Source organism: Isoptericola sp. AK164 (assembly GCF_029643425.1).
GTDB classification, from domain to species: domain Bacteria; phylum Actinomycetota; class Actinomycetes; order Actinomycetales; family Cellulomonadaceae; genus Isoptericola; species Isoptericola haloaureus.
This window is the reverse complement of sequence record NZ_CP119106.1, coordinates 1,244,613-1,265,755: the sequence shown is the minus strand read 5'-3', so window position 1 is coordinate 1,265,755 and position 21,143 is coordinate 1,244,613. Positions and strand designations below refer to the sequence as shown.

General features: G+C 74.3%; 15 protein-coding genes. 5 read left to right on the top strand and 10 right to left on the bottom strand.

The genetic code is table 11. From position 1 onward, the window contains the following. Positions 1 to 42: 42 nt before the first annotated feature. Positions 43 to 1,059, bottom strand: a complete 1,017-nt coding sequence (locus tag PO879_RS05750; RefSeq protein ID WP_278236965.1) for a hypothetical protein — start codon at positions 1,057 to 1,059, stop codon at positions 43 to 45. A 209-nt stretch (positions 1,060 to 1,268) separates the two neighbouring features. On the opposite strand from PO879_RS05750, the gene pepN reads away from it, so the two are divergent. Next, positions 1,269 to 3,839, top strand: a complete 2,571-nt coding sequence (gene pepN / locus PO879_RS05745; protein WP_278236964.1) for an aminopeptidase N — start codon at positions 1,269 to 1,271, stop codon at positions 3,837 to 3,839. A gap of 303 nt (positions 3,840 to 4,142) precedes the next feature. On the opposite strand, the gene malQ is transcribed toward pepN, so the two are convergent. After that, entirely contained in the window at positions 4,143 to 6,317 is a 2,175-nt protein-coding gene (gene malQ, locus PO879_RS05740) for a 4-alpha-glucanotransferase (RefSeq protein WP_278236963.1), read from the bottom strand. 113 nt (positions 6,318 to 6,430) lie between these two features. Between malQ and PO879_RS05735 the strand changes: the two genes are divergently transcribed. Beyond that, positions 6,431 to 7,465, top strand: a complete 1,035-nt coding sequence (locus PO879_RS05735) for a mechanosensitive ion channel domain-containing protein (protein WP_278236962.1) — start codon at positions 6,431 to 6,433, stop codon at positions 7,463 to 7,465. Positions 7,466 to 7,541: 76 nt separating this feature from the next. Here PO879_RS05735 and PO879_RS05730 read toward each other — a convergent pair whose 3' ends face one another. Continuing rightward, positions 7,542 to 7,781, bottom strand: a complete 240-nt coding sequence (locus PO879_RS05730) for a PTS glucose/sucrose transporter subunit IIB (RefSeq protein WP_278236961.1) — start codon at positions 7,779 to 7,781, stop codon at positions 7,542 to 7,544. Positions 7,782 to 7,906: 125 nt separating this feature from the next. Between PO879_RS05730 and PO879_RS05725 the strand changes: the two genes are divergently transcribed. The 3 genes from PO879_RS05725 to PO879_RS05715 all read left to right on the top strand — a co-directional run bounded on the left by PO879_RS05725 (position 7,907) and on the right by PO879_RS05715 (position 11,052). Then, positions 7,907 to 8,290 (top strand): globin, encoded by a 384-nt coding sequence (locus PO879_RS05725; RefSeq protein ID WP_278236960.1) that lies wholly within the window; start codon positions 7,907 to 7,909, stop codon positions 8,288 to 8,290. Positions 8,291 to 8,457: 167 nt separating this feature from the next. Beyond that, positions 8,458 to 9,354, top strand: coding sequence for an acyl-CoA thioesterase domain-containing protein (locus PO879_RS05720; protein WP_278236959.1), 897 nt, complete (start codon positions 8,458 to 8,460; stop codon positions 9,352 to 9,354). Between the two features lie 57 nt (positions 9,355 to 9,411). Continuing rightward, on the top strand, positions 9,412 to 11,052 hold the full coding sequence (locus tag PO879_RS05715) for an SDR family oxidoreductase (RefSeq protein WP_278236958.1): 1,641 nt from the start codon (positions 9,412 to 9,414) through the stop codon (positions 11,050 to 11,052). A gap of 105 nt (positions 11,053 to 11,157) precedes the next feature. Here PO879_RS05715 and PO879_RS05710 read toward each other — a convergent pair whose 3' ends face one another. The 7 genes from PO879_RS05710 to PO879_RS05680 all read right to left on the bottom strand — a co-directional run bounded on the left by PO879_RS05710 (position 11,158) and on the right by PO879_RS05680 (position 21,083). Beyond that, the gene (locus tag PO879_RS05710; RefSeq protein WP_278236957.1) at positions 11,158 to 11,655 is read right to left on the bottom strand and encodes a thioesterase family protein; all 498 of its coding nucleotides are present in this window, start codon (positions 11,653 to 11,655) and stop codon (positions 11,158 to 11,160) included. Between the two features lie 40 nt (positions 11,656 to 11,695). Further along, positions 11,696 to 13,372, bottom strand: a complete 1,677-nt coding sequence (locus PO879_RS05705) for a GTP-binding protein HSR1 (protein WP_278236956.1) — start codon at positions 13,370 to 13,372, stop codon at positions 11,696 to 11,698. Beyond that, a complete protein-coding gene (locus PO879_RS05700) occupies positions 13,369 to 15,393 on the bottom strand; it encodes a dynamin family protein (RefSeq protein WP_278236955.1) in 2,025 nt (674 codons plus the stop codon). The genes PO879_RS05705 and PO879_RS05700 overlap by 4 nt, the downstream gene beginning before the upstream one ends. A gap of 77 nt (positions 15,394 to 15,470) precedes the next feature. Beyond that, positions 15,471 to 17,153: an energy-dependent translational throttle protein EttA gene (gene ettA / locus PO879_RS05695; RefSeq protein ID WP_278236954.1), complete on the bottom strand. Its 1,683-nt coding sequence runs from the start codon at positions 17,151 to 17,153 to the stop codon at positions 15,471 to 15,473. Between the two features lie 83 nt (positions 17,154 to 17,236). Further along, positions 17,237 to 17,794, bottom strand: a complete 558-nt coding sequence (locus PO879_RS05690) for a single-stranded DNA-binding protein (protein WP_278236953.1) — start codon at positions 17,792 to 17,794, stop codon at positions 17,237 to 17,239. 53 nt (positions 17,795 to 17,847) lie between these two features. Next, positions 17,848 to 19,431 (bottom strand): GTPase, encoded by a 1,584-nt coding sequence (locus PO879_RS05685; RefSeq protein ID WP_278236952.1) that lies wholly within the window; start codon positions 19,429 to 19,431, stop codon positions 17,848 to 17,850. Next, the gene (locus tag PO879_RS05680; protein WP_278236951.1) at positions 19,428 to 21,083 is read right to left on the bottom strand and encodes a GTPase; all 1,656 of its coding nucleotides are present in this window, start codon (positions 21,081 to 21,083) and stop codon (positions 19,428 to 19,430) included. Before PO879_RS05680 ends, PO879_RS05685 begins: the two co-directional genes overlap by 4 nt. Positions 21,084 to 21,143: the final 60 nt, after the last annotated feature.

Here is a 21,143-nt window from a genome sequence, read left to right as displayed (position 1 = left end):
GTCCGTCGTCGTCGGGCGGTGCGGGCGTCGGGCGGTGCGGGCTCAGTACGTCCCGACGCCGGCCCGGGCCAGCGAGAATCCGTTGCCCGTGGGGTCGTGCTGGCAGTACATGCCGTCGGTCTCGCTGGTGCAGGTGAAGTCGCCCTCGGTGCGGGACTCGCCGTAGGGCAGCTCGTCCAGCCCGTCGCCCGCCGGACCCGGCTTCTCCCCCTGCGGCACGCAGGGCAGCGCGACCTCGCCCTCCCCGGACAGGGTGACGACGTACCCGGTCGTGCCGTCGCAGCCCTCGACCGGTGCCGGCTGCTGGTTGAGCTCGGCCAGGCCGCAGGTCACCTGGTCGGGGTAGACCTGGCAGGTGATGTTGCGCGACGGCGAGGCGAACTCGGTCACGAGCTCGCCCGGCCCGTCCTCGGCCTCCTGTTCGCCGGCGTCGTCGCCGTCGCCCTGACCCTCCTGCGCGTCCTGGCCGGCGACGGCCTCGGGGTCGCCCGTCGGGGTGCTGGACGGGTCCGGACCGCCCAGCGCGCGGAACGCCAGGACCGCCACGACGACCACGAGGACGACGTCGAGCACGATGAAGGCGATCCAGCCCGCGCTGAGTCGCCGGCCGCGACCGCCGACGGACGGCTGCTGCGTGGTGCCGGTCGGCGGGGTGCCGCCGGCGGCGGCCGGCCCTGCTGCCGGGGGCTGCTGGTACGCGTACTGCTGCGGCGTGTAGCCGTACTGCTGCGCCGCGGGCGCGGGCGCACCCGCCACCGGCGCGGTCGCGTTCCACGCCGCGGACCGCGCCGGGGCGGGCGCCGCGGCGGGCACGGGGGCCGGGGCAGGCGAGCTCGTCGCCGGGGACGACGGCGCCGGCGGGACCGGGGCGTGCGGCTGGGTCGGCTGCTCGTCGGGGGACGGCGCAGGCCCGCCCGTCGAGGCACCCCGCGGGGCGAACGACGGCGGCGACGCCGGGCGGGCGTCGTCGCCGCGCGGGCCCGCGGCGGGCGAGGCGGCGCCACCGGGCTCCTGCGGTCCAGGGCCGGGCGGCGGGGGCGGCGGCACCGTGCCGGACATCGAGTCTCCCTCCCGCGCCGGGCGGTACCGACGCGTCACATGCACCGAGCAGGATGTCACGATCGTGTGTCGATGGTCGAACCTCGCCGCCCCAGGCCCGGCGAACGGGACGAATCCGTTCGGCCGCGCGCGGTTCAGGTGGCATGATCGGCGGCGTGTCGCGACGACCTCGCGGCACGCCGCCACGACAACCGTCCGAGGGAGTACCCGTGCCCGGAGAGAACCTGACCCGCGCCGAGGCGATCGCACGCGCCGACGTCGTCACCGCCGTCGAGTCCTACGCGATCGACCTCGACCTGACCACCGGGCCCGAGGTGTTCGCGTCGACCACCGTCATCCGGTTCTCGGCGACCGAGGGCGCGAGCACGTTCCTCGACCTCGTCGCCCCGCGCGTGCACGAGATCGTGCTCAACGGCCGATCGCTCGACGTCGGCACGGTGTTCTCGGACTCGCGGATCGCCCTGGACGACCTCGCCGCGGACAACGAGGTGCGCGTCGTGGCCGACTGCGCCTACATGAACACCGGCGAGGGGCTGCACCGGTTCGTCGACCCGGTCGACGACGAGGTCTACCTCTACACCCAGTTCGAGGTGCCCGACGCCCGCCGGGTCTTCGCCACCTTCGAGCAGCCCGACCTCAAGGCGCCGTTCCAGCTGTCGGTGACCGCGCCCGCGCGGTGGCACGTCGTGGCCAACCAGCCGACGCCGGAGCCCACGCCCGCCACCCACGCGAGCGACGGCGACGTCGAGGCCGCCCGCTGGGAGTTCGGGCCGACCCCGCGCATCTCCACCTACCTCGTGGCGCTCGTCGCCGGGCCGTACGCCGTCGAGCGCGGGGAGGTCACCTCGTCGGACGGCCGCGTGATCCCGCTGGGCGTGTACTGCCGCGCCTCGCTCTCCGAGCACCTGGACGCCGACGCGATCATGGAGACCACGCGCCAGGGCTTTGGGTTCTACGAGTCGACGTTCGACGTCCCGTACCCGTTCGACAAGTACGACCAGCTCTTCGTGCCCGAGTACAACATGGGCGCGATGGAGAACCCGGGCTGCGTCACCTTCACCGAGTCCTACGTCTTCCGCTCCCAGGTCACCGACGCCATCCGCGAGCGCCGCGTCGTGACGATCCTGCACGAGCTGGCGCACATGTGGTTCGGCGACCTGGTGACGATGAAGTGGTGGAACGACCTGTGGCTGAACGAGTCGTTCGCCGAGTACGTCTCCACCCTCGCCACGGCCGAGGCCACCGAGTGGAAGGCGGCCTGGACGACGTTCAACGCCATGGAGAAGACCTGGGCCTACCGCCAGGACCAGCTCCCCTCCACGCACCCGATCGTCGCGCCGATCAACGACCTGGAGGACGTCCAGGTCAACTTCGACGGCATCACCTACGCCAAGGGCGCCTCGGTGCTCAAGCAGCTCGTGGCCTGGGTGGGTCGTGACGAGTTCGTCGCGGGCGTCTCCGCCTACTTCCGCAAGCACGCCTGGGGCAACACCGAGCTGCGCGACCTGCTGGTCGAGCTCGAGGCCACCAGCGGGCGCGACCTGTCCGCCTGGTCGCAGGCCTGGCTGGAGACCGCCGGCGTCAACACGCTGCGCCCCGCGATCGAGCTGGACTCCCACGGCCGCACCACGGCGTTCGTCATCGAGCAGACGGCGCACGAGGACTACCCGACGATCCGTCCGCACCGGCTCGGCATCGGGTTTTACGACTTCGACACCTCCGGCGACGTGGTGCGCACGCGGTCCGTCCAGGTGGACGTCGACGGCGAGCGGACCGAGGTCCCCGAGCTCATCGAGCTCGACCGGCCCGCGCTCGTGCTGATCAACGACGACGACCTCGCCTACGCCAAGGTCCGCCTGGACGAGGCGTCGCTGACGTTCGCCGTCGAGAACCTCTCGCGGATCGCGGACCCGCTCGCCCGCTCCCTGGTGTGGAGCTCGGTGTGGGACGCCGTGCGCGACGGCGAGACCCCGGCGTCGTCCTACGTCGACCTGGTGCTGGGCAACATCGCCGCGGAGACCGAGTCGACGACGGTGCGCACCACGCTGGCCCAGCTCGGGCTGGCCACGCGGACCTACGTGGCTCCGGCGCGGCGCGCCGAGACGCTGCAGCGCGTCGGCGACACGCTGTGGACGCTCGCCCAGGACGCCGCCCCCGGTTCCGACCTGCAGCTGCAGCTCGTGAAGTACTTCTCGGCGCTGGCCTCGACCGCCGACCACGTCGCCCCGCTGCGGGGCCTGCTCGACGGGTCGGTCACACTCGAGGGCCTGACCGTCGACACCGACCTGCGCTGGGAGCTGCTGCAGGGCCTGGTGCTGCTCGGCGAGGCCGACGCCTCCGAGATCGACGCCGCGCAGGCGGCCGACGACACGGCGACCGGGCGCCAGGCGGCGGCCCGTGCCCGGGCGACCACACCGTCGGTCGCGGGCAAGGAGCGCGCGTTCGCCTCGGTCGTGGACGACTCCGACGCGCCGAACGCGATCATCCGCGCCACGGCCTCCGGGTTCGTGCACGTGACCGACCCCAGCGTGCTCGAGCCGTTCGCGCAGCGGTACGTCGACGCGCTGCTGCCGATCTGGGAGAACCGCAGCTACCACATCGCCGAGGAGCTCGTGGAGGGCCTCTACCCGGCGCCGCTGGCCTCGGTCGAGCTGCGGGACACGGTGCGCGGCTGGCTCGAGGCACACCCCGAGGCCCCGGCGGCGCTGCGCCGCATGGTGGTCGAGGGGCTGGCCGGCACCGAGCGTGCGCTGGCGGCGCAGGCCGTCGACGCCGCCTGAGCTCCTCCGCCCGCCCCGGCGAGGTAGGCAGATTCCCGGCCAGGTAGGCAACTTCCGGGCCAGGTAGGCAACTTCCGGGCCAGGTAGGCAACTTCCGGGCCGGGTAGGCAACCTTCCGGCGAGGTAGGCAACTTTCCGGCGAGGTAGCACGCGATCTGTGCTACCTCGCCGGGGATCTGCCTACCTCGCCGTTTTCTCGCCTACCTCGCGCAACACTCGCCTACCTCGACGGAGGGTTGCCTACCTCGGCGGAGGGTTGCCTACCTCGCGGCGGGCTGGACCCGGCGTCAGCGCGCGGCGCCGTCAGCGGGCGGAGGCGACGGCTGCGAAGAGCGACCGCAGCCGCGCGTTGTCGAACAGGTCCTCGACCAGGACGATGTTGCCCGCGGAGTCGCCCAGCGGCACCTTCCAGTTCGGGTACTCGGTGTCGGTGCCGGGCTGGTTCTGCGAGCGCCGCTCCCCCACCGCGTCGACGAGCTGGACGCCGACGAGAGCGGCCCGAGAGCGCCGCAGGTAACGGTGCAGCCCCTCGACCACCTCGCGCTCCGAGGGCGAGTCGCCGACCAGTCCCCTCTCGGACAGGGCCAGCACGGCGCCGTCCCGCTCCGCGCGGGCCTGCGCCCGCAGCACCTGGGCGTCCTCGGTGAGCAGCCCGAGCCGTTCACGCAGGTCCACGTGCTCGCCGGCGAGGTAGCCGGCCGTCGGCGGCATGTCGTGGGTGCCCACCGTGGCGAAGGTCAGGTGCCGGTAGTCCTCGGGAGGCAGGGGCCGCCCGTCGGACTTCTCGAACCAGAAGACCGACGTGCCGAGCACGCCGCGCGAGGCGAGGTAGTCGCGGACCCAGGGCTCGAAGACACCGAGGTCCTCGCCGATGACGACGGCACCGGCGCGCTGGGCCTCCAGGCACAGGATCCCGATGAGCGCGTCGTGGTCGTAGCGCACGTAGGTGCCCTCGGTGGGGCGCATGCCGTCCGGGACCCAGAACAGCCGGAAGAGGCCGAGGATGTGGTCGACGCGCAGCGCGCCGGCGTGCCGCAGCGCGGTGCGCAGCATGTCCCGGTACGGCCCGTAGCCGGCGCGCGCGAGCGTGCGCGGGTTCCACGGCGGCTGGGACCAGTTCTGCCCCTGCTGGTTGTACATGTCGGGCGGGGCGCCGACGCCGACCCCGTGCGCCAGCACGTCGCCCAGGGCCCACACGTCGGCGCCGGCGGGGTGCACCCCCACGGCGAGGTCGTGCATGATGCCGACCCGCATGCCGGCCTCGAGGGCGGTGCGCTGGGCGGCGTGCTTCTGCTCGTCGAAGACCCACTGCAACCAGCAGTAGAAGTCGACGCGTTCGGCCAGCCGCTCGCGCGCGGCGGCCACGGCCGGCGACCAGGGGTCGCGCAGCTCGTCGGGCCTGGGCGCGCCGCCCAGCTCCTCGGTGAGGGCGCACCAGGTCGCGAAGTCCTGCAGGCCCTGCCCCTGGGACTCGACGAAGGCCTCGTAGGCCGCCTGCCGGGCGGCGCGACGCGGCGCGGTGTGGACGACCTCCAGCGCGGCCTTCTTCGCCTCCCAGACCGCGTCCCGGTCCAGCGCCCCGGCGTCCGTGTCCAGGTCGCGCACCGGGTCGGCGGCCCACTCGACGAGCGACCGGTCCGCGGCGGAGAGGTAGGCCGTCTCGAGGATGTCCTCGACCCGGACGTAGATCGGGTTGCCGAAACGCCGCGACGTGGGCAGGTACGGCGACGGCGTCATCGGCACGGTGGGCTCGGCCGCGGACAGCGGGTTCACCGCCACGAAGTCGGCACCGGCCTGGTGGGCCGTCAGCCAGGCGAGGTCGGCCAGGTCCGCCAGGTCCCCCATGCCCCACGACGTCCGCGAGCGGACGGAGTACAGCTGGGCGAGGACCCCCCAGACCTGGTCGCGCTCGATGTCGTCGCCCAGCTCGAGACGCGCCGGGGTGACCACGAGGGTGGTCGACCACTCCTGGCCCTCGGTCAGCGCGTGCAGGGTGTGCCAGCCCAGCGGCAGGTCGTCCGGCACGGCGAAGGTCGCGCGCCCGACCGTGCGGCCGTCGACCTCCCGCGGCGTGACGAACACGTCGCGCTGCTCCAGGTCGCGACGACGGCGGAGCTCGTGCGGACGTGCCTCGGGCTCGGCGCCGTCCAGCTCCACCCACACGTGCACGGACGCTCCGTCGCTGACGTGGACCGGCAGGTCACGGGCGTCGCCCTGGCGGGCGACCACGGTCGGTGGCAGGACGGTGCGCCACTCGTCGTCCCGTGCGCGGCGCAGACTCTGGGAGACCTCCTGCCGGGTCGTCGCCGCCACGCCGAGGGCGGTCAGGACGGCGACGAGGGTGGCGTCGGAGACGTGCGCGATCCCCCCTCCGAACCGGTGGTACTCGGTGAGCACACCGTGCGCCGCCGCCAGCTCACGCAGCTCGGTGGGCGCACCGTCGTCGGGCACGGCCGATGTCTGGTCGTCAAGGCTCACACGACGATCCTGCCACTATCAGCACGTCGAGGCAGGCACCGCACGCCGACGGCGAGCGGTTCGGTGCGGACCGCCCGGGCGTTCGCCGGGTCCGGGACGATAACGTGGCCCGCGTGCGTGATGAACCCGTGATCTTCAGCCTGCCCCTGCCGTTCGACACCGACCCCGCCCCCGAGCCGAGCACCTCCGAGGGGGTGCTGGAGAACGCGGGGGACGTGGCCGCCGACGCCGGGAACACGTTCTGGGAGTGGTTCACCGGCTGGCCGCTGCAGATCCTCGTGATCCTGCTCTTCGGGATCGTCGTCCTCGTGGCGCTGCGCCGCGTGATCTCCCACGTCGCCGAGCGCATCGCCCTCGGGGGCAGCAAGGCCGTCCCCGCCGAGCGCAAGGGGTGGAAGGCCTGGTTCGGCAGGACGCCGCTCGTCGAGGACGCGATGGCCGTGGCCAACCCGCTGGCCTCCGAGCGACGCGCCCAGCGTGCCCGGACCGTCGGTTCGGTGCTGACCTCCACGGCGAACATCGTCGTCGGCGTCATGGTGGTGCTCAGCGTGCTGTCCGCCGTGGGCCAGCCCGTCGGGCCGCTGCTGGCGTCGGCCGGTGTGGCCGGCATCGCGCTGGGCTTCGGCGCGCAGTCGCTGGTGCGCGACTTCATCTCCGGCATCTTCATCCTCATCGAGGACCAGTACGGCGTCGGCGACTGGGTCGACCTCGGCTCCGGCGCGGAGGGCGAGGTCGAGGAGGTCCAGCTGCGAACGACCAAGGTGCGGGCCCTGGACGGCACGCTGTGGTGGGTGCGCAACGGCGAGATCCTGCGGGCCGGCAACCGGACCCAGCGCTGGTCGCGCGCGCTGGCCGAGGTGCACGTCCCGGTCGACGCCGACGTCGACGTGGTCCGGGCGGCGCTGGGCCGGGCCTGCGACGCCGTGGCCCGCAGCGAGGAGTTCGGTCAGGAGTTCCTCGAGCCGCCGGCGGTGCGCAACGGCGTGGACGCGGTGTCGGACTTCTCGATGTCGTTCACGATCATGGCCCAGACGCGTCCGGGCATCCAGTGGAACGTCTCCCGCGCACTGCTGCGGGCGGCGCAGGACGAGCTGCGCCAGGTCGGTGCGGTGCGTTCGGAGCGTGTCGAGGTCCCCGAGCAGGCCTGAGAAGCCCGCGCGGTGCGGGCAGCCCGGGGCGTCGCTGCGGCGTCGGCCCCGGGCTCGTCGCCCCGCGACGAGGTCGTCAGGCCGAGGTGAGCCGGCCGTCGAGCTCGGCGGCCAGGTTGTCGGCCTCGGGGCCGACGATGACCTGGATGATGCGTCCGGACCGTACGACGCCGAAGGCGCCGGACTCCTTGAGGGCGGGCTCGTCGACCTGCTCGGGATCCGACACCTGGACGCGCAGCCGCGTGATGCACGGCTCCAGCTCGACCACGTTCGCGGTCCCGCCCAGTGCTGCGAGGATGTTCTCCGCCTTGCTCATTCGGTCTCTCCCCAAGATGTCGTCGGATTGCGCCGTTGCAGTTCCGTGACCAGCCTAACCCCTCGCACGAGCGGGCGGTGACTTCCGCCACGGACGCCCGAGCGTGCGTCTGGGAAGATGTGCCGGTGACGACCCCCACCTTTTACGACGACGTCGGCGGCCACGAGACGTTCGTGCGCCTCGTGGACGTGTTCTACGAGGGCGTGGCCACCGACGAGGTCCTGCGCCCGATGTACCCCGAGGAGGACCTCGGACCGGCGAAGGAACGCCTGACGCTCTTCCTCGAGCAGTACTGGGGCGGTCCGACGACGTACAGCCAGCAGCGCGGGCACCCGCGGCTGCGGATGCGGCACGCGCCGTTCAAGGTCAACCCCGACGCCCGGGATCGCTGGCTGGCGCACATGCGCACCGCCGTCGACTCCCTGGACCTGCCGCCCGCCCACGAGTCCCAGCTCTGGGACTACCTCGAGCGCGCGGCCTTCAGCATGATCAACACCTTCGAGGAATGATGCGGAGGGCGGCGGCCGAGGAACGAGGTCTCGCCCGCAGCAACATCCCGACCCGACAGCACCAGGAATGATGCGGAGCGAGGTGAGGGTGGGGCCGAGGCACGAGGACCCGTCCCGCACCGAGCACAGCAGCATCCCGACCCGACGACCCGAGGAATGAGACGAGCGTGAGCGACGCCCCCGACGGCCCCCTGGACCGGCTGCTGGCCGCCCTCGACCTGCACGAGATCGAGGGCTGGGGACCCCGCGGCGAGGACGACGTCTGGCGCGGCGACTCCGTGCCCGGCCCGGCCCGCCGGGTCTACGGCGGGCAGGTGCTGGCCCAGGCCCTGCTGGCGTGCGGCCGCACCGTCGAGGACGACCGGCTCCCGCACTCCCTGCACGCCTACTTCCTGCGCGAGGGGTCCCTGGACTCCCCGATCGACTTCGCCGTCGAACGGCTGCGCGACGGCCGCTCCTTCAGCGCGCGCCGTACGCACGCGATCCAGGCGGGTCGTCCGATCCTGTCGCTGACGGCGTCGTTCCAGGTCGACCAGCCCGGCTACGAGACGCACGTCCCGATGCCCGACGGCGTCCCGGCGCCGGAGGAGGTGACCTCGGCCTTCGAGGCCCTGCGCGGGATCGACCACCCGGCGGCCCGCTACTGGGCCGACGGGTCGGCGTTCGAGCTGGCGCACGTGGGCGGCTCGCTCTACGTGGGCCCGGCGGACGAGCCCCGCCCGCAGCAGATGGTGTGGATGCGCGCGCGGCACGCGATCGAGTCCGACGACCTGCTGCTGCACCGCGCGCTCCTGGCGTACAGCTGCGACCAGGTCATGCTGGAGCCGATCCTGCGCGGGGCCGGCAAGTCCTGGCTGGACGTCGGCGGCGCGGTACCGATGGCCTCGCTGGACCACGCCATGTGGTTCCACCGGGACGCCAGGGCCGACGAGTGGCTGCTGTACGTCCAGGAGTCGCCGGGAGCCCAGGGCGGCCGCGGCCTGGGGCTGGCCCGGGTGTACGACCGCGAGGGCGCGCTGGTGGCGACCATCGCCCAGGAGGGCATGGTCCGGCTGCCCGCCTGACCTGCGGCGGGGCCCGTTCAGACTGTGCTCGCGCCGTTCCGGCGGCAGACTGACGGGATGTCGACCGACTCTCCCGCCCCGGACCCTGTGACCGCCTCGGTGCCCACCGACACCCCGGCCACCGTCGCGGTGACCGGCGTGACCGGTTACGTGGGTGGCCGGCTCGTCCCCGAGCTGCTCGCGGCCGGCTACACCGTGCGTGCGCTGACGCGGAACCCCGACCGTCTCGCGGGGCGCCGGTGGGCCGGCGACGTCGAGGCGGTCCGCGCCGACGTCTCCGACCTGGACGCCACCCGCGAGGCTCTGCGGGGCGCCGACGTCGCCTACTACCTGGTGCACTCGCTCGGCACGGGTCGCACCTTCGAGGTGCGCGACCGGCGCAACGCGCTGACGTTCGCCCGCGCGGCGCGGGAGGCTGGCGTGGGGCGCATCGTCTACCTCGGCGGCCTGTATCCCGACGTCCCCGAGGGCGAGCTGTCGCCGCACCTGTCCTCGCGCAAGGAGGTCGAGGAGATCCTGCTCGCCTCGGGCGTGCCGACGACGGTGCTGCGAGCGGCGGTCATCCTCGGCTCGGGCTCGGCGTCGTTCGAGATGATGCGCTACCTGACCGAGCGGCTGCCCGCGATGACCACACCGCGGTGGGTGGACAACCGCATCCAGCCGATCGCGATCCGCGACGTGCTGCGCTACCTGGTCGGCGCGGCCGCGATGCCGCCGGACGTCTCGCGCGGGTTCGACATCGGCGGCCCGGAGATCGTCACCTACCGCGACATGATGCAGCGCTACGCCCGGGTCGCGGGCCTGCCCCGGCGACTCATCGTCGGGGTGCCGGTGCTGACGCCGCGGCTGTCCAGCCACTGGGTGGGGGTGGTGACGCCCGTCCCGTCCGGGATCGCCCGCCCGCTGGTCGAGTCGCTGCAGCACGAGGTCGTGTGCCTGGAGGACGACATCCGCGAGCTCGTGCCCGACCCGCCCGAGGGACGCGTGGACGTGACCCGGGCGATCGAGCTGGCGCTGACCCGTATCCACGACGGCGAGGTGACGACCCGCTGGACCTCGGCCTCGGTGCCGGGGGCGCCGTCGGACCCGCTGCCCACGGACCCCGACTGGGCCGGCGGGTCGCTCTACGTCGACGAGCGGCGCACGGTCGTGCACGCCCCGCGCGACGTGCTGTGGCAGATGATCGAGGAGATCGGCGGCCAGGACGGCTGGTACTCGTGGTCGCTGGCGTGGCGGCTGCGGGGCCTGATGGACCGCATCGTCGGCGGGCCGGGACTGCGCCGCGGCCGGCGGGACGAGCACCGGCTGCGGGTCGACGACGCGCTCGACTTCTGGCGGGTCGAGGCCCTGGAGCCGGGCCGGCGCCTGCTGCTGCGGGCGGAGATGCGCCTGCCGGGGCTGGCCTGGCTGGAGCTGCGGGTGGACGAGTCGGCGGAGGAGGTCACCGACGCGGACGACCCGGGGCCGGAGCCCGCCGACGCCAGCGGGCCGCAGCGCACCTACTTCGCCCAGCGGGCGCTGTTCTACCCCCACGGCCTGCTCGGCCAGGCGTACTGGTGGTCCGTCGCCCCGTTCCACGGGATCGTGTTCGGCGGCATGCAGCGCAACGTCGCGCGCGCCGCCGAGGCGCGCGCGGGCGACCAGCAGGAGAGCCGGCACCAAGCCGCCGAGAGCCGGGCCGCCGACGCCGGCTCCTGAGCCCTGCCCCACCCCGAGCCCCGCTGTGGGCGTGAAATCTGCAGCTCGGGGGCGACTCCGAGCTGCAGATTTCACGCCCACAGCATCGGGTGGGGCGCGCGGAGATCAGCGACGCCGGCGGAACGCGATCGGGTCCTCCGCGAACCGTGCGAACACGGCACGCTCCTCGGGCGAGATCCGGCGCGGACGACCCGAGGCGGCGTCGATCACCACGATCGTCGTCACGGCCCGGGTGTACGGCTCCCGCCCGGACGCCGGGCCGGTCCGCGGGAAACCGCCCTGGGCGCCGTCGTACACCTCGTAGCAGACCTCCAGGGACGCGCCCCCGATCGACCCGATCCACATCTCCACGCGCACGGGGTCGCGGGAGAAGCCGAGCGGACGCAGGTACTCGATCTGCTGACCAGCCACGAGCGTGTGCGAGGTGGCGTGCGGACCCGTGTCCAGGATCGCCGTCGGCCAGGGGTCCTCCGACTCGGGGTGCTGCCAGAACGCGGTGATGCGGGCGTCCTCCAGCAGGCGGAACATCGCGACGTTGTTGACGTGCTGGTAGGCGTCCAGGTCGGACCAGCGCAGCGAGACGGGCACGTGCAGACGAGTCATGGTCGGCATCGTCGCACGACGACGCACGCCGTCGCGGACCTCAGGCCGCGGCGACGGCCGCCGCCTCCCGGCAGGTCGCCAGCGCCTCCATCTCCGCGGCGACCGGCCGGCGCACCTCGACCTCGGCGACCTCGCTCACCGAGGCCCGCAGCCGACGGCGGACGCGTCCGGCCCGCCGTCGGGCACCGATCGCCGCCGCCCCCCGTGACACCAGCGCCAGCAGCAGACCGGCGAGGATCCCGCCCAGGGCCAGCACCGTCGGCCAGGGGACGTCGAAGGTCCCCCCGCCCCGGGCCGTGAGGTCCACCGTCACCACGGGCATCAGCAGGGGCGGCAGCTGGAAGTACAACAGCACCGCCGAGACGCCGAGCCAGAGCAGTCCCACGACGGCGGCGGCGAGCAGCAGCCACTGCAGCACGCCGACCACCCGCCACCACACCGGCCGCCGCTCGGCCTCCAGCCGCGTGCCCGCGACGGCCTGGTCCAGGGCGTCCGGGAGCCGCTCGATCGCCGTCGTCCCGCGGTCCCGTGCGGCCAGCACCCACGCGTCGGGGGCGCCGGCCGTGACCTGGTCCACGTAGGAGCGCACTGCGGTGGCCGTCGCGGCGCGCACGCTCGGGCGGGTCTGCGGCAAGGACGTCCGCGCCAGGTCGGGCCGGTCGGCCGGCACCCGCAGGTCGTCCCGCCGCAGCCCGAGGCGACGCAGCGGGTCCTTGCGGGCCCGGGCGATCCAGCGGGTCACGGGCCACCCGGTGGCGATCCGCGCGTCCCGCCGTGCCGCCGAGCGCACCGCCTCGACGACCGTCGTCGCTCCGGCCGCGTCCTCCAGGGCGTCCACCAGCGCACCCTGCGCGCGGTCCGCGGCCCGGGCGGGCGGCGCCTGCCCGCCGGCAGCGGCGACCCGGCGACCGACCGCCTGCAGGTCCCCGGTCAGCCGCGCGGCGGCCGCTTCGCGGCGCCGTGCCGCCTCGGCCAGCAGACCGCGCAGCTCGTCGACCCCCTGACCGGTGCGGGCCGAGACGCCCAGGACCCGGGCGCCGGCGAGGCCGTCGTCGGCCACGAGCCGACGCAGGTCGGCGAGCACGGCGTCGGTCTCGGCCGCGGACAGCCGGTCGACCTGGTTCAGCGCGACGACCACGACCTCGGCGCGGCCCGCCAGGGGGCGCAGGTACCGCTCGTGCAGCGCCGCGTCCGCGTACTTCTGCGGGTCGACGACCCACACCAGCAGGTCGGCCCGCTCCACGAGCCGCTCGGCGCGCACCCGGTGCTCGACCACGACCGAGTCGTGGTCGGGCAGGTCGAGCAGCACCAGGCCGGTCGAGATCCCCGCCGGCCGGCTGCGGCGCAGCACGCCCGACGGCGGGGCCTGCCCCGCGACGGGTTCCATCTCGTGACGGCGCGGCACGTCCAGCCAGTCGAGCAGCTCGTCCGCACCCTCGCCCCACACCGCCGCGAGGGCGTGCGCCGTCGTCGGGCGCTGCACGCCGGGCACCGCCAGGTCGGCGTCGGCGACGGCGTTGAGCACGCTGGACTTGCCCGATCCCGTCGCTCCGGCGAGCGCCGCGACGGTGTGCTCGGCGCTCAGTCCCCCGCGTTCGCGGGTGCGTTCCACCACGCCCCGTGCGGAGTCCACCAGCTCGCGGTCCAGCCGCCCCTGCCCGGCCTCGACGGCGCGCTCCAGCGCCGCGGTCCGGGTCGCCAGGTCGGGGGCCTTCATGGGCGGTCCTTCCGTCGCCACCGCTGCCAGAGGCGGGGCCGGGGCGGCTCGTCGGGTGCGGGGGTCTCGGTGTCCCGCCCGGCGAGGGAGCCCGCCACGCGGGGCACGCCGTCGGGGCCGGTGGGCGGTCGGAAGGTGCCGGCGCCGCGCAGCAGACCGCCGCTCCACGGCCGCGTGAGCCCGTCGGCGGGCCGTTCCCGGCCGGTCCGCTCGGTGCGTGCGGCGTCGGCGACCTCGCGCGCGGACTCCCGCAGGCGTTCGCCGTCGGCCCGGTCGGCACCCAGCGCGTCGAGCTGGGCGGTGTAGCGGGCCGACTGCCCCCGCAGCACCGTCTCCACGCGCGCGGTCAGCCGCTCCTTGGCCTGGGCCGCCAGGCGGCGTACCGCGTCGTCGCCGAACACGGCCTCGAGGATCTTCTGCGCGGCCACGGCGGTGCCGCCGGCGATGCCGATCTCGAGGCCGGTCAGGCCGGCGGTGGAGGCGAAGACGACCACCATGAGGCTCACGCCGAGCGCGTTGACGCCGAAGGACAGGGCGCGGGCGGTCCCGCGGCGGCCCTCGCCCTGCTCGCGCACGAGGGCCAGGACGTCGCCCTGCCAGCCACGGATGGCCTCGGCGACCTCTGCGCGCAGGTTCGGGGCGGTGCGGGACAGCTCGAGCCCGTCCAGGAGGGTGGAGCCGGCGACGTCGTCGCGCCAGTCGGCGTAGGTGCGCTCGGCCGCCTGCTCGGCCCCGTCCAGGACGACGGACTCCAGCCCGTGGGCGATGGCCTGCTCGACCTGCGGCGCCTCCTTCGGCCGGCCGCGGAAGAACCGGCCGACGGCGTCGCGCACCTTGCCGACGCCGGCCTCCAGCGAGCGGAAGAACTCCCCGGTGCCGATGAAGTCCTGCCACCGGGCCAGCACCTCCCCCCGCAGCAGGGCACCGTCGGAGGTCGCCGCCTCCACCTGGCGCAGCGCCTCGGCGTGGTGGCGCTCGACGGCGCCGCGCAGCCGCGCGTCGGCGGCCTGCTGGGCGTCGGCGGCGTCGGCCAGCGCCTGCGTGCGACGGACGAGGTCGTCGACCACGCCGTCGCGGGTGGCCGTGATGACGCGGGCCCGGGAGTCGGGGTCCCCGCCGACGCCGGACAGCCAGGTGGCGAGCTCGCCGACGGCGGACTCGGGCAGCAGGCCGTCGATCATGCGCTCGTCCCCCGCCCCGCCCGTCTCCGGCACGACGAAGAGGGCGGCGTCGGCCAGCCCGTGCTCGGTCATGAGGCGACGCAGGTCGCCGGCGACCTCCTCGGCCCCCGGGTCGACCCGGTCCAGGACGAGGGCGACCTGGGCCCGGCGCGACGCGGCGGTGGTGAGCAGCTCCCAGGGCACGGCGTCGGCGTAGCGGGCGGCCGTGGTGACGAAGAGCCACAGGTCCGCGGCGCCGAGCAGCTGGCCGGCGAGCTCGCGGTTGGCCTCCTCGACGGAGTCGACGTCGGGCGCGTCCAGCAGCGCGAGGCCCTGCGGCAGGTTGGCGCTGTGCACCAGACGCAGCGTGCGGGTGGGGCGGCCGTCGTCGTCACGCCCCGAGGACGGACCGGACACGTCACCGTGGGTCGCGACCCGGGCCAGCCCGGGCAGCACGCGTTCGGCGCCGAACCAGCGCGCGTCGAGGGGATGGTGGACGAGCACGGGCGAGCGGGTGGTGGGGCGCAGCACGCCCGGGCTGGTGACCTGCTCGCCGAGCAGGGAGTTGACGAGGGTCGACTTGCCCGCGCCCGTGGACCCGCCGACGACGACGAGCAGGGGTGCGCGCTCGGCGCGCAGCCGGGGCAGCAGGTAGTCGTCGAGCTGGGCGGTCGCGCGGGCGAGGTCCTCGCGGAAGTGGGTGGCTCCGGGGACGTCGAGCGGCAGGCGCAGCGCACCGAGCCGGGCGCGCAGCGACTCCAGGGCGTCGACGAGCACGGCCGTGGCCGCGTCCGTGGTGAGGGCGGCGGCGCTCGGCGAGACGGCGTGGTCGGCGTCGTCCGGGGTGCCGGTGGAGGTCATGTGCCCAGTCTGCCCACCGGGGGCGGTCTCAGCAGGGATCCGACCCCGCCGACGTGTCGCCGGCGGGGTCGGAGACCTCAGTCGCGGGTGAGGCGGCGGTAGGTCACGCGGTGCGGACGCGCGGCCTCGGCGCCGAGGCGCTCGACCTTGTTCTCCTCGTACGAGGCGAAGTTGCCCTCGAACCAGTACCAGTTCGCCGGGTCCTCCTCGGTGCCCTCGTAGGCCAGGATGTGCGTGGCCACGCGGTCGAGGAACCAGCGGTCGTGGGAGACCACGACGGCACAGCCCGGGAACTCCAGCAGCGCGTTCTCCAGCGAGCCCAGGGTCTCGACGTCGAGGTCGTTGGTGGGCTCGTCGAGCAGGAGCAGGTTGCCGCCCTGCTTGAGCGTCAGGGCCAGGTTGAGGCGGTTGCGCTCACCGCCGGAGAGCACACCGGCCTTCTTCTGCTGGTCGGCGCCCTTGAAGCCGAACGAGGCGACGTAGGCGCGCGAGGGGATCTCGACGTTGCCGACCTGGATGAAGTCCAGACCGTCCGAGACGACCTCCCACAGCGACTTGTCCGGGTCGATCCCGCCACGGGACTGGTCCACGTAGGAGATCTTCACCGAGTCGCCGACCTTGAGGTCGCCGCCGTCGAGCGGCTCCATGCCGACGATCGTCTTGAACAGCGTGGTCTTGCCGACGCCGTTCGGGCCGATGACGCCCACGATGCCGTTGCGCGGCAGCGTGAAGCTGAGCCCGTCGATGAGCTGGCGGTCGCCGAAGCCCTTCTGCAGCTTGTCGGCCTCCAGCACCAGGCTGCCCAGACGGGGGCCGGCCGGGATCTGGATCTCCTCGAAGTCGAGCTTCTTGGTGCGCTCGGCCTCGGCAGCCATCTCCTCGTAGCGGGCCAGACGCGCCTTGGACTTGGTCTGGCGGCCCTTGGCGTTCTGGCGCACCCACTCGAGCTCGTCCTTGAGGCGCTTGGACAGCTTGGCGTCCTTCTTGCCCTGCACCTCGAGACGGGCCTGCTTCTTCTCCAGGTACGTCGAGTAGTTGCCCTCGTAGGGGTAGAGGCGACCGCGGTCCACCTCGCAGATCCACTCGGCGACGTGGTCGAGGAAGTACCGGTCGTGGGTCACGGCCAGGACGGCGCCGGGGTAGGTCGCCAGGTGCTGCTCGAGCCACAGCACGGACTCGGCGTCCAGGTGGTTGGTGGGCTCGTCGAGCAGCAACAGGTCCGGCTTCTCGAGCAGCAGCTTGCACAGCGCCACGCGGCGGCGCTCACCGCCGGAGAGCACGGAGACCTCCGCGTCCGGCGGCGGGCAGCGCAGCGCGTCCATCGCCTGCTCGAGCTGGCTGTCCAGGTCCCAGGCGTCGGCGGCGTCGATGGCCTCCTGCAGCTCGCCCATCTCGGCCATGAGGGAGTCGAAGTCGGCGTCGGGCTCGGCCATGAGACCGGAGATCTCGTTGAACCGGTCGACCTTGGCCTTGATCTCGCCGACACCCTCCTCGACGTTGCCGAGGACGGTCTTGGACTCGTTCAGCGGCGGCTCCTGCTGCAGGATGCCGACCGTGTAGCCCGGGGAGAGCCGGGCCTCGCCGTTGGAGGGCTGGTCGAGTCCGGCCATGATCTTGAGGATCGTCGACTTGCCGGCACCGTTCGGGCCGACGACGCCGATCTTGGCGCCGGGCAAGAAGTTCAGCGACACGTCGTCGAGGATGACCTTGTCGCCGTGCGCCTTGCGCGCCTTGTACATGGAGTAGATGAACTCAGCCACTGGCTCGCTTCCACCGTTCGATCGCGCTTCGTCAGGGGTTCCGGCAGGCACGCCGCCTCGCGGCGTGCGGCCGGTGACCCAGCCTACGCGACGGCGGGCTCGTCGGCGGGCTCGGTCTGGTCGTCGGACCCCACGAGCGGGTCCCCGACGTCGTCCTCGCCGTCCGGCGTGCCGGCGTCCGCGGTCGCTCCTCCGTCACCGCGGGGTGCCGGCGGCAGGCCCCACGGGTCGGGCGTCGACGCCGAGCCCTGCGTCGGCCGCTCGGCGGGGGCGTCGTCGTGGACCACCTTGGTGAACCGCGTCAGCCCGCGCGTCGCGTCGGGGCCGACGGCGTCGGCGTCGACGATCAGCGCGAACCGGTCGCGCCCCTCCTTGTCGACCCACTCCTCGGTCGAGGCACGGCCCGTGACGACCACGGGCTGGCCCTGGGTGAGGGACTCGCAGATCGTCCGGGCCGCGCCGCGGAACGCCTTGACGGTGAACCACGTGGTCCGGCCGTCGCGCCACTCCCCCGTCGCCGCGTCCCGGAAGCGGCGGGTGCTGCCCACCCGGAAGCTCGTCCACGGCACCTGGTTGGCCGACAGGTGCAGCACCGGGGTGGTGCCGACGTAGCCGGTCACGGTCGTCCTCGCGTCGCTCATCGCGTCCTCCTGGGATCCTCGGGCCGGCGCGGTGCCGACCGTCGGACCCAGCCTCACGCGGTCGCGTCGGTACGGGCTCCGCTCTCGTCCCGGGCTGTGGACGACGTGGCGAGCTCGTCACCTGTGGGTAGCCGCACGCTGCCGGTCAGCGGCGCCGCCGACGGCAGCTCCCGAGCAGACAGCGCGTAGTCGCGCACCTGGCGGTGCTCGACGAGCACCCGCTGGGTGGGCTCGCCCAGCCGTGTCACCAGCACCTCGCGGATCGCCCGGCGGCCCTGGGTGCGCACCTCCTCGCGCCGCCGCGCCGCACGGCGGCGCCGCAGCACCACCCGCACCACGGCCAGCACCACGGCGGCGACCAGCAGCACCCCGCCGGCGACGGCCAGGACCGGACCCCACGGGTCCGCGATCCCGATCACGTCGCCGAGGGCGAGCCCGCCGACCACCCCGAGCACCACGCCGAGGGCCAGGCAGACCCAGGCCGTGCGCCGCAGCGCCCGCGAGTGCCGGGGTCCGCTCACGTCCAGGTCGACGCCGCGCAGCGCCGTCGTCACCGCGGCACGCAACTGGTCGGCGCTGGCGGCGGACTCCGCGAGCGAGCGCTGCCACCCCGGGCGCAGCGAGGCCCCGGCGCGGGTCAGCCAGCGCGCCCGGGCCAGGGCGATCGTGTCCCGGTCGGGCACCGGCAGCTCGGGCATGCCGTAGCCGTTGCGCACCCCGGCGCCGACCTGGTTGGCGACGGCGTCCAGCCCGGTCGCGCCCACCACCGGCTCCAGCTCACGGTCGACGGCGGCGTCGAGCTGCCACGGCACGTCCGCGGGCGTCTGCGTCAGGAGGGCCTTGCCGGCGGCGTCGAGCTCGGCGGCCGCCCGTCCGGCCGCGACCGAGCGCCGCGCGCAGGCCTCCTCGAGCACCTCGCGCACGCGGGCCACGCCCACGCCGGTCCGGGTCGAGACCGGCTGGACGAGCACGTCGTGGAGCCCGTCGTCGGCGAGCAGCCGTTCCAGGTCCTCCACGAGGTTCTCGCGCTGGGTGTCCGGCACGGTGTCGACCTGGTTGAGGACGACCACCATCGAGGACTCCGACCCGACCTGGTCACGCAGGTAGCCGGAGTGCAGGGCGTCGTCGGCGTACTTCTGGGGGTCCACGACCCACACGAGCAGGTCGACCAGGGGCAGCACCCGGTCCACGACCTCACGGTGGGCCGGCTCGACCGAGTCGTGGTCCGGCAGGTCGAGCAGCACGAGCCCCGCCATCGCCCCGGCGCCGTCGCCCTCGAGGACCTCGGAGTGGGTGATGCGCCGTTCCCGGTCGACGCCGATCCAGTCGAGCAGCGGTTCCGCGGCGTCGGACCAGGAGCAGGCCGTCACCCGCGCCGTCGTCGGACGCTTGACCCCGACGTCCGCGAAGGAGAGCCGGGAGATCTTGTTGAACAGGCTCGACTTGCCCGAGCCGGTGCCTCCCGCGAGCGCCACGACCGTGTGGTCGACCCCGAGGGCGAGACGCTGGCGCACCCCGTCGACGGCGGTCTGCACGCGCTGGGCGGTCACGGAGTCCAGGCGCGGCCCGGCCAGGGCGAGCGCCTCGGCGAGGTCCTCGGTGCGCGCCCGCAGGGTCGCGTCGTGCGAGGCGTTCATGTCAGTCTCCTCAGCTCGGCGAGCCGCAACCGCAGCGCCGTGGCCGCGTCGTCGGTCAGGTCGGGTGAGTCGAGGGCGTCCAGGACGGCGTCGACCTCGCGGTCGACGACGGCGGCGGCCCGGTCGGCGAGGTCGTCGCGCAGGGCGGCGACCTGCTCGTCGAGGGCGTCGCCGAGCACCCGGTCCAGCAGCCGGCGCGCGTCGTCGCTGCCGGCCGCGGCGGCGAGCACCAGCGTGGCCAGCCCCCGGTCGCCGAAGGCCCGCACGGCCGCGGTGACCGGCCCCGGGGCGTCCTCGGCGAGGAGAGCGGCGAGCCGCTCGTCCGCGGCGTCGGCCCAGGCGGTCACGGTGGCCGGCACGGCCGTCTCGCGGTCGGCGGCACGGTCGTCGGGGTCGGGCAGCACCGACGACCCGCCGGGAGGGGCGGACGGTCCGTCGAGAACCGCCCGCAGCCGGTCCGCGACCCGGGCCCCGGACGCGGTCAGCGTGTGCGCGGCGCCCTCGCGGACGTCCGCGCGCAGGACCTCGAGCGCGGCGGAGCGGGCGCGACCGGCCCGGCGCGAGCTGCGCACCTGGTCGCCGCGGAACCGGAGGCGCTCGATCTTGGCCGTGCCGGACAGCTCCCGCCAGCGCGCCTCGACGGCGGCACCGGCCACGACCCCGGCGCCCACCGCGTCGCGGGCGAGCTGCTCTGCGGCCGGCACCTCGGCCTCCACCGCCCGTCGCAGGACGGTGGCGGCACCCGCCTGGGCCTCGACGGCGTCGGCCAGGGAGGTCACCCAGCCGGGCAGCGCGTTCAGGGAGCCCTTGAGGGTGCGCACCACGACGGCGCGGGACCGCTCGGGGCCGGCGAGCATGGTCAGCCAGCGCTTGACCTGCGCGACGGGCTTGTCGTCCAGCAGACCCTCGTGCGGGCCGACGTCGGGCACCACGAACAACGGCGTGTCGACCATGCCGTGCGAGCGCAGGCGACCCATCAGGTCACCGCGGATGGTCACGAGATCCTCGTGCGGGACCCGGTTGAGCACCATCGCGACCGACGCCCCGCGCTCGGTCGCTCGCGCCAGGGCCTGCCAGGGCAGGGCGTCGCCGTAGCGCGAGGCGGTGGTGACGAAGAGCCACAGGTCGGCCGCTTCGAGCAGCTGCTGCGCGGTGGAGCGGTTCTCCTGGACGAACGAGTCGAGGTCTGGAGCGTCCAGCAGCGCCGTGCCCCGGGGCACGCCCGCGTGGTGCACGACGCGGGACAGCTCGGTGACCGGGCCCTCGGCGATGACGTCGGCGTCGGCCGGGTTGAAGGCGAGCACGGGCTCACGGGTCGTGGGGCGCAGCACGCCGGCGGCGGAGACCTCCTCGCCCAGCAGGGAGTTGTACAGCGTCGACTTGCCCGCACCGGTGGATCCCGCGACGACGACGATCGCCGGCGAGCTCAGCTCGGCCAGGCGGGGCAGCAGGTGCTCGTCGAGCTGGGCGAGCAGCCGGTCGCGGGAGCCCTCCGCCTCGGCGGCTCCGTCGATGGGCATCGGCAGCCGCACCGCCGCGACGTCACGTCGGAGGTCCTTGGCGACGTCGTAGACGGTGAGACCGATCTCCGTGTCCGCATCGACGTCGGACCGCCCACCGAGGAGCCGGCCCGTACGCATGGAGGTAGTCACGCGAACATCCTGGCGTGCCGGACGGTCGGTGCCAAACGCGCGCGCCGACCGCCGAGGGTT

Excerpts from the sequence above, each read along its gene's own strand:
- PO879_RS05730 (WP_278236961.1), bottom strand. The coding sequence starts at position 7,781 with ATGAGCAAGGCGGAGAACATCCTCGCAGCACTGGGCGGGACCGCGAAC.
- PO879_RS05700 (WP_278236955.1), bottom strand. The coding sequence starts at position 15,393 with ATGACCTCCACCGGCACCCCGGACGACGCCGACCACGCCGTCTCGCCG.
- PO879_RS05685 (WP_278236952.1), bottom strand. The coding sequence starts at position 19,431 with ATGAACGCCTCGCACGACGCGACCCTGCGGGCGCGCACCGAGGACCTC.
- PO879_RS05690 (WP_278236953.1), bottom strand. The coding sequence starts at position 17,794 with ATGAGCGACGCGAGGACGACCGTGACCGGCTACGTCGGCACCACCCCG.
- PO879_RS05715 (WP_278236958.1), top strand. The coding sequence starts at position 9,412 with ATGTCGACCGACTCTCCCGCCCCGGACCCTGTGACCGCCTCGGTGCCC.
- PO879_RS05710 (WP_278236957.1), bottom strand. The coding sequence starts at position 11,655 with ATGACTCGTCTGCACGTGCCCGTCTCGCTGCGCTGGTCCGACCTGGAC.
- PO879_RS05750 (WP_278236965.1), bottom strand. The coding sequence starts at position 1,059 with ATGTCCGGCACGGTGCCGCCGCCCCCGCCGCCCGGCCCTGGACCGCAG.
- PO879_RS05705 (WP_278236956.1), bottom strand. The coding sequence starts at position 13,372 with ATGAAGGCCCCCGACCTGGCGACCCGGACCGCGGCGCTGGAGCGCGCC.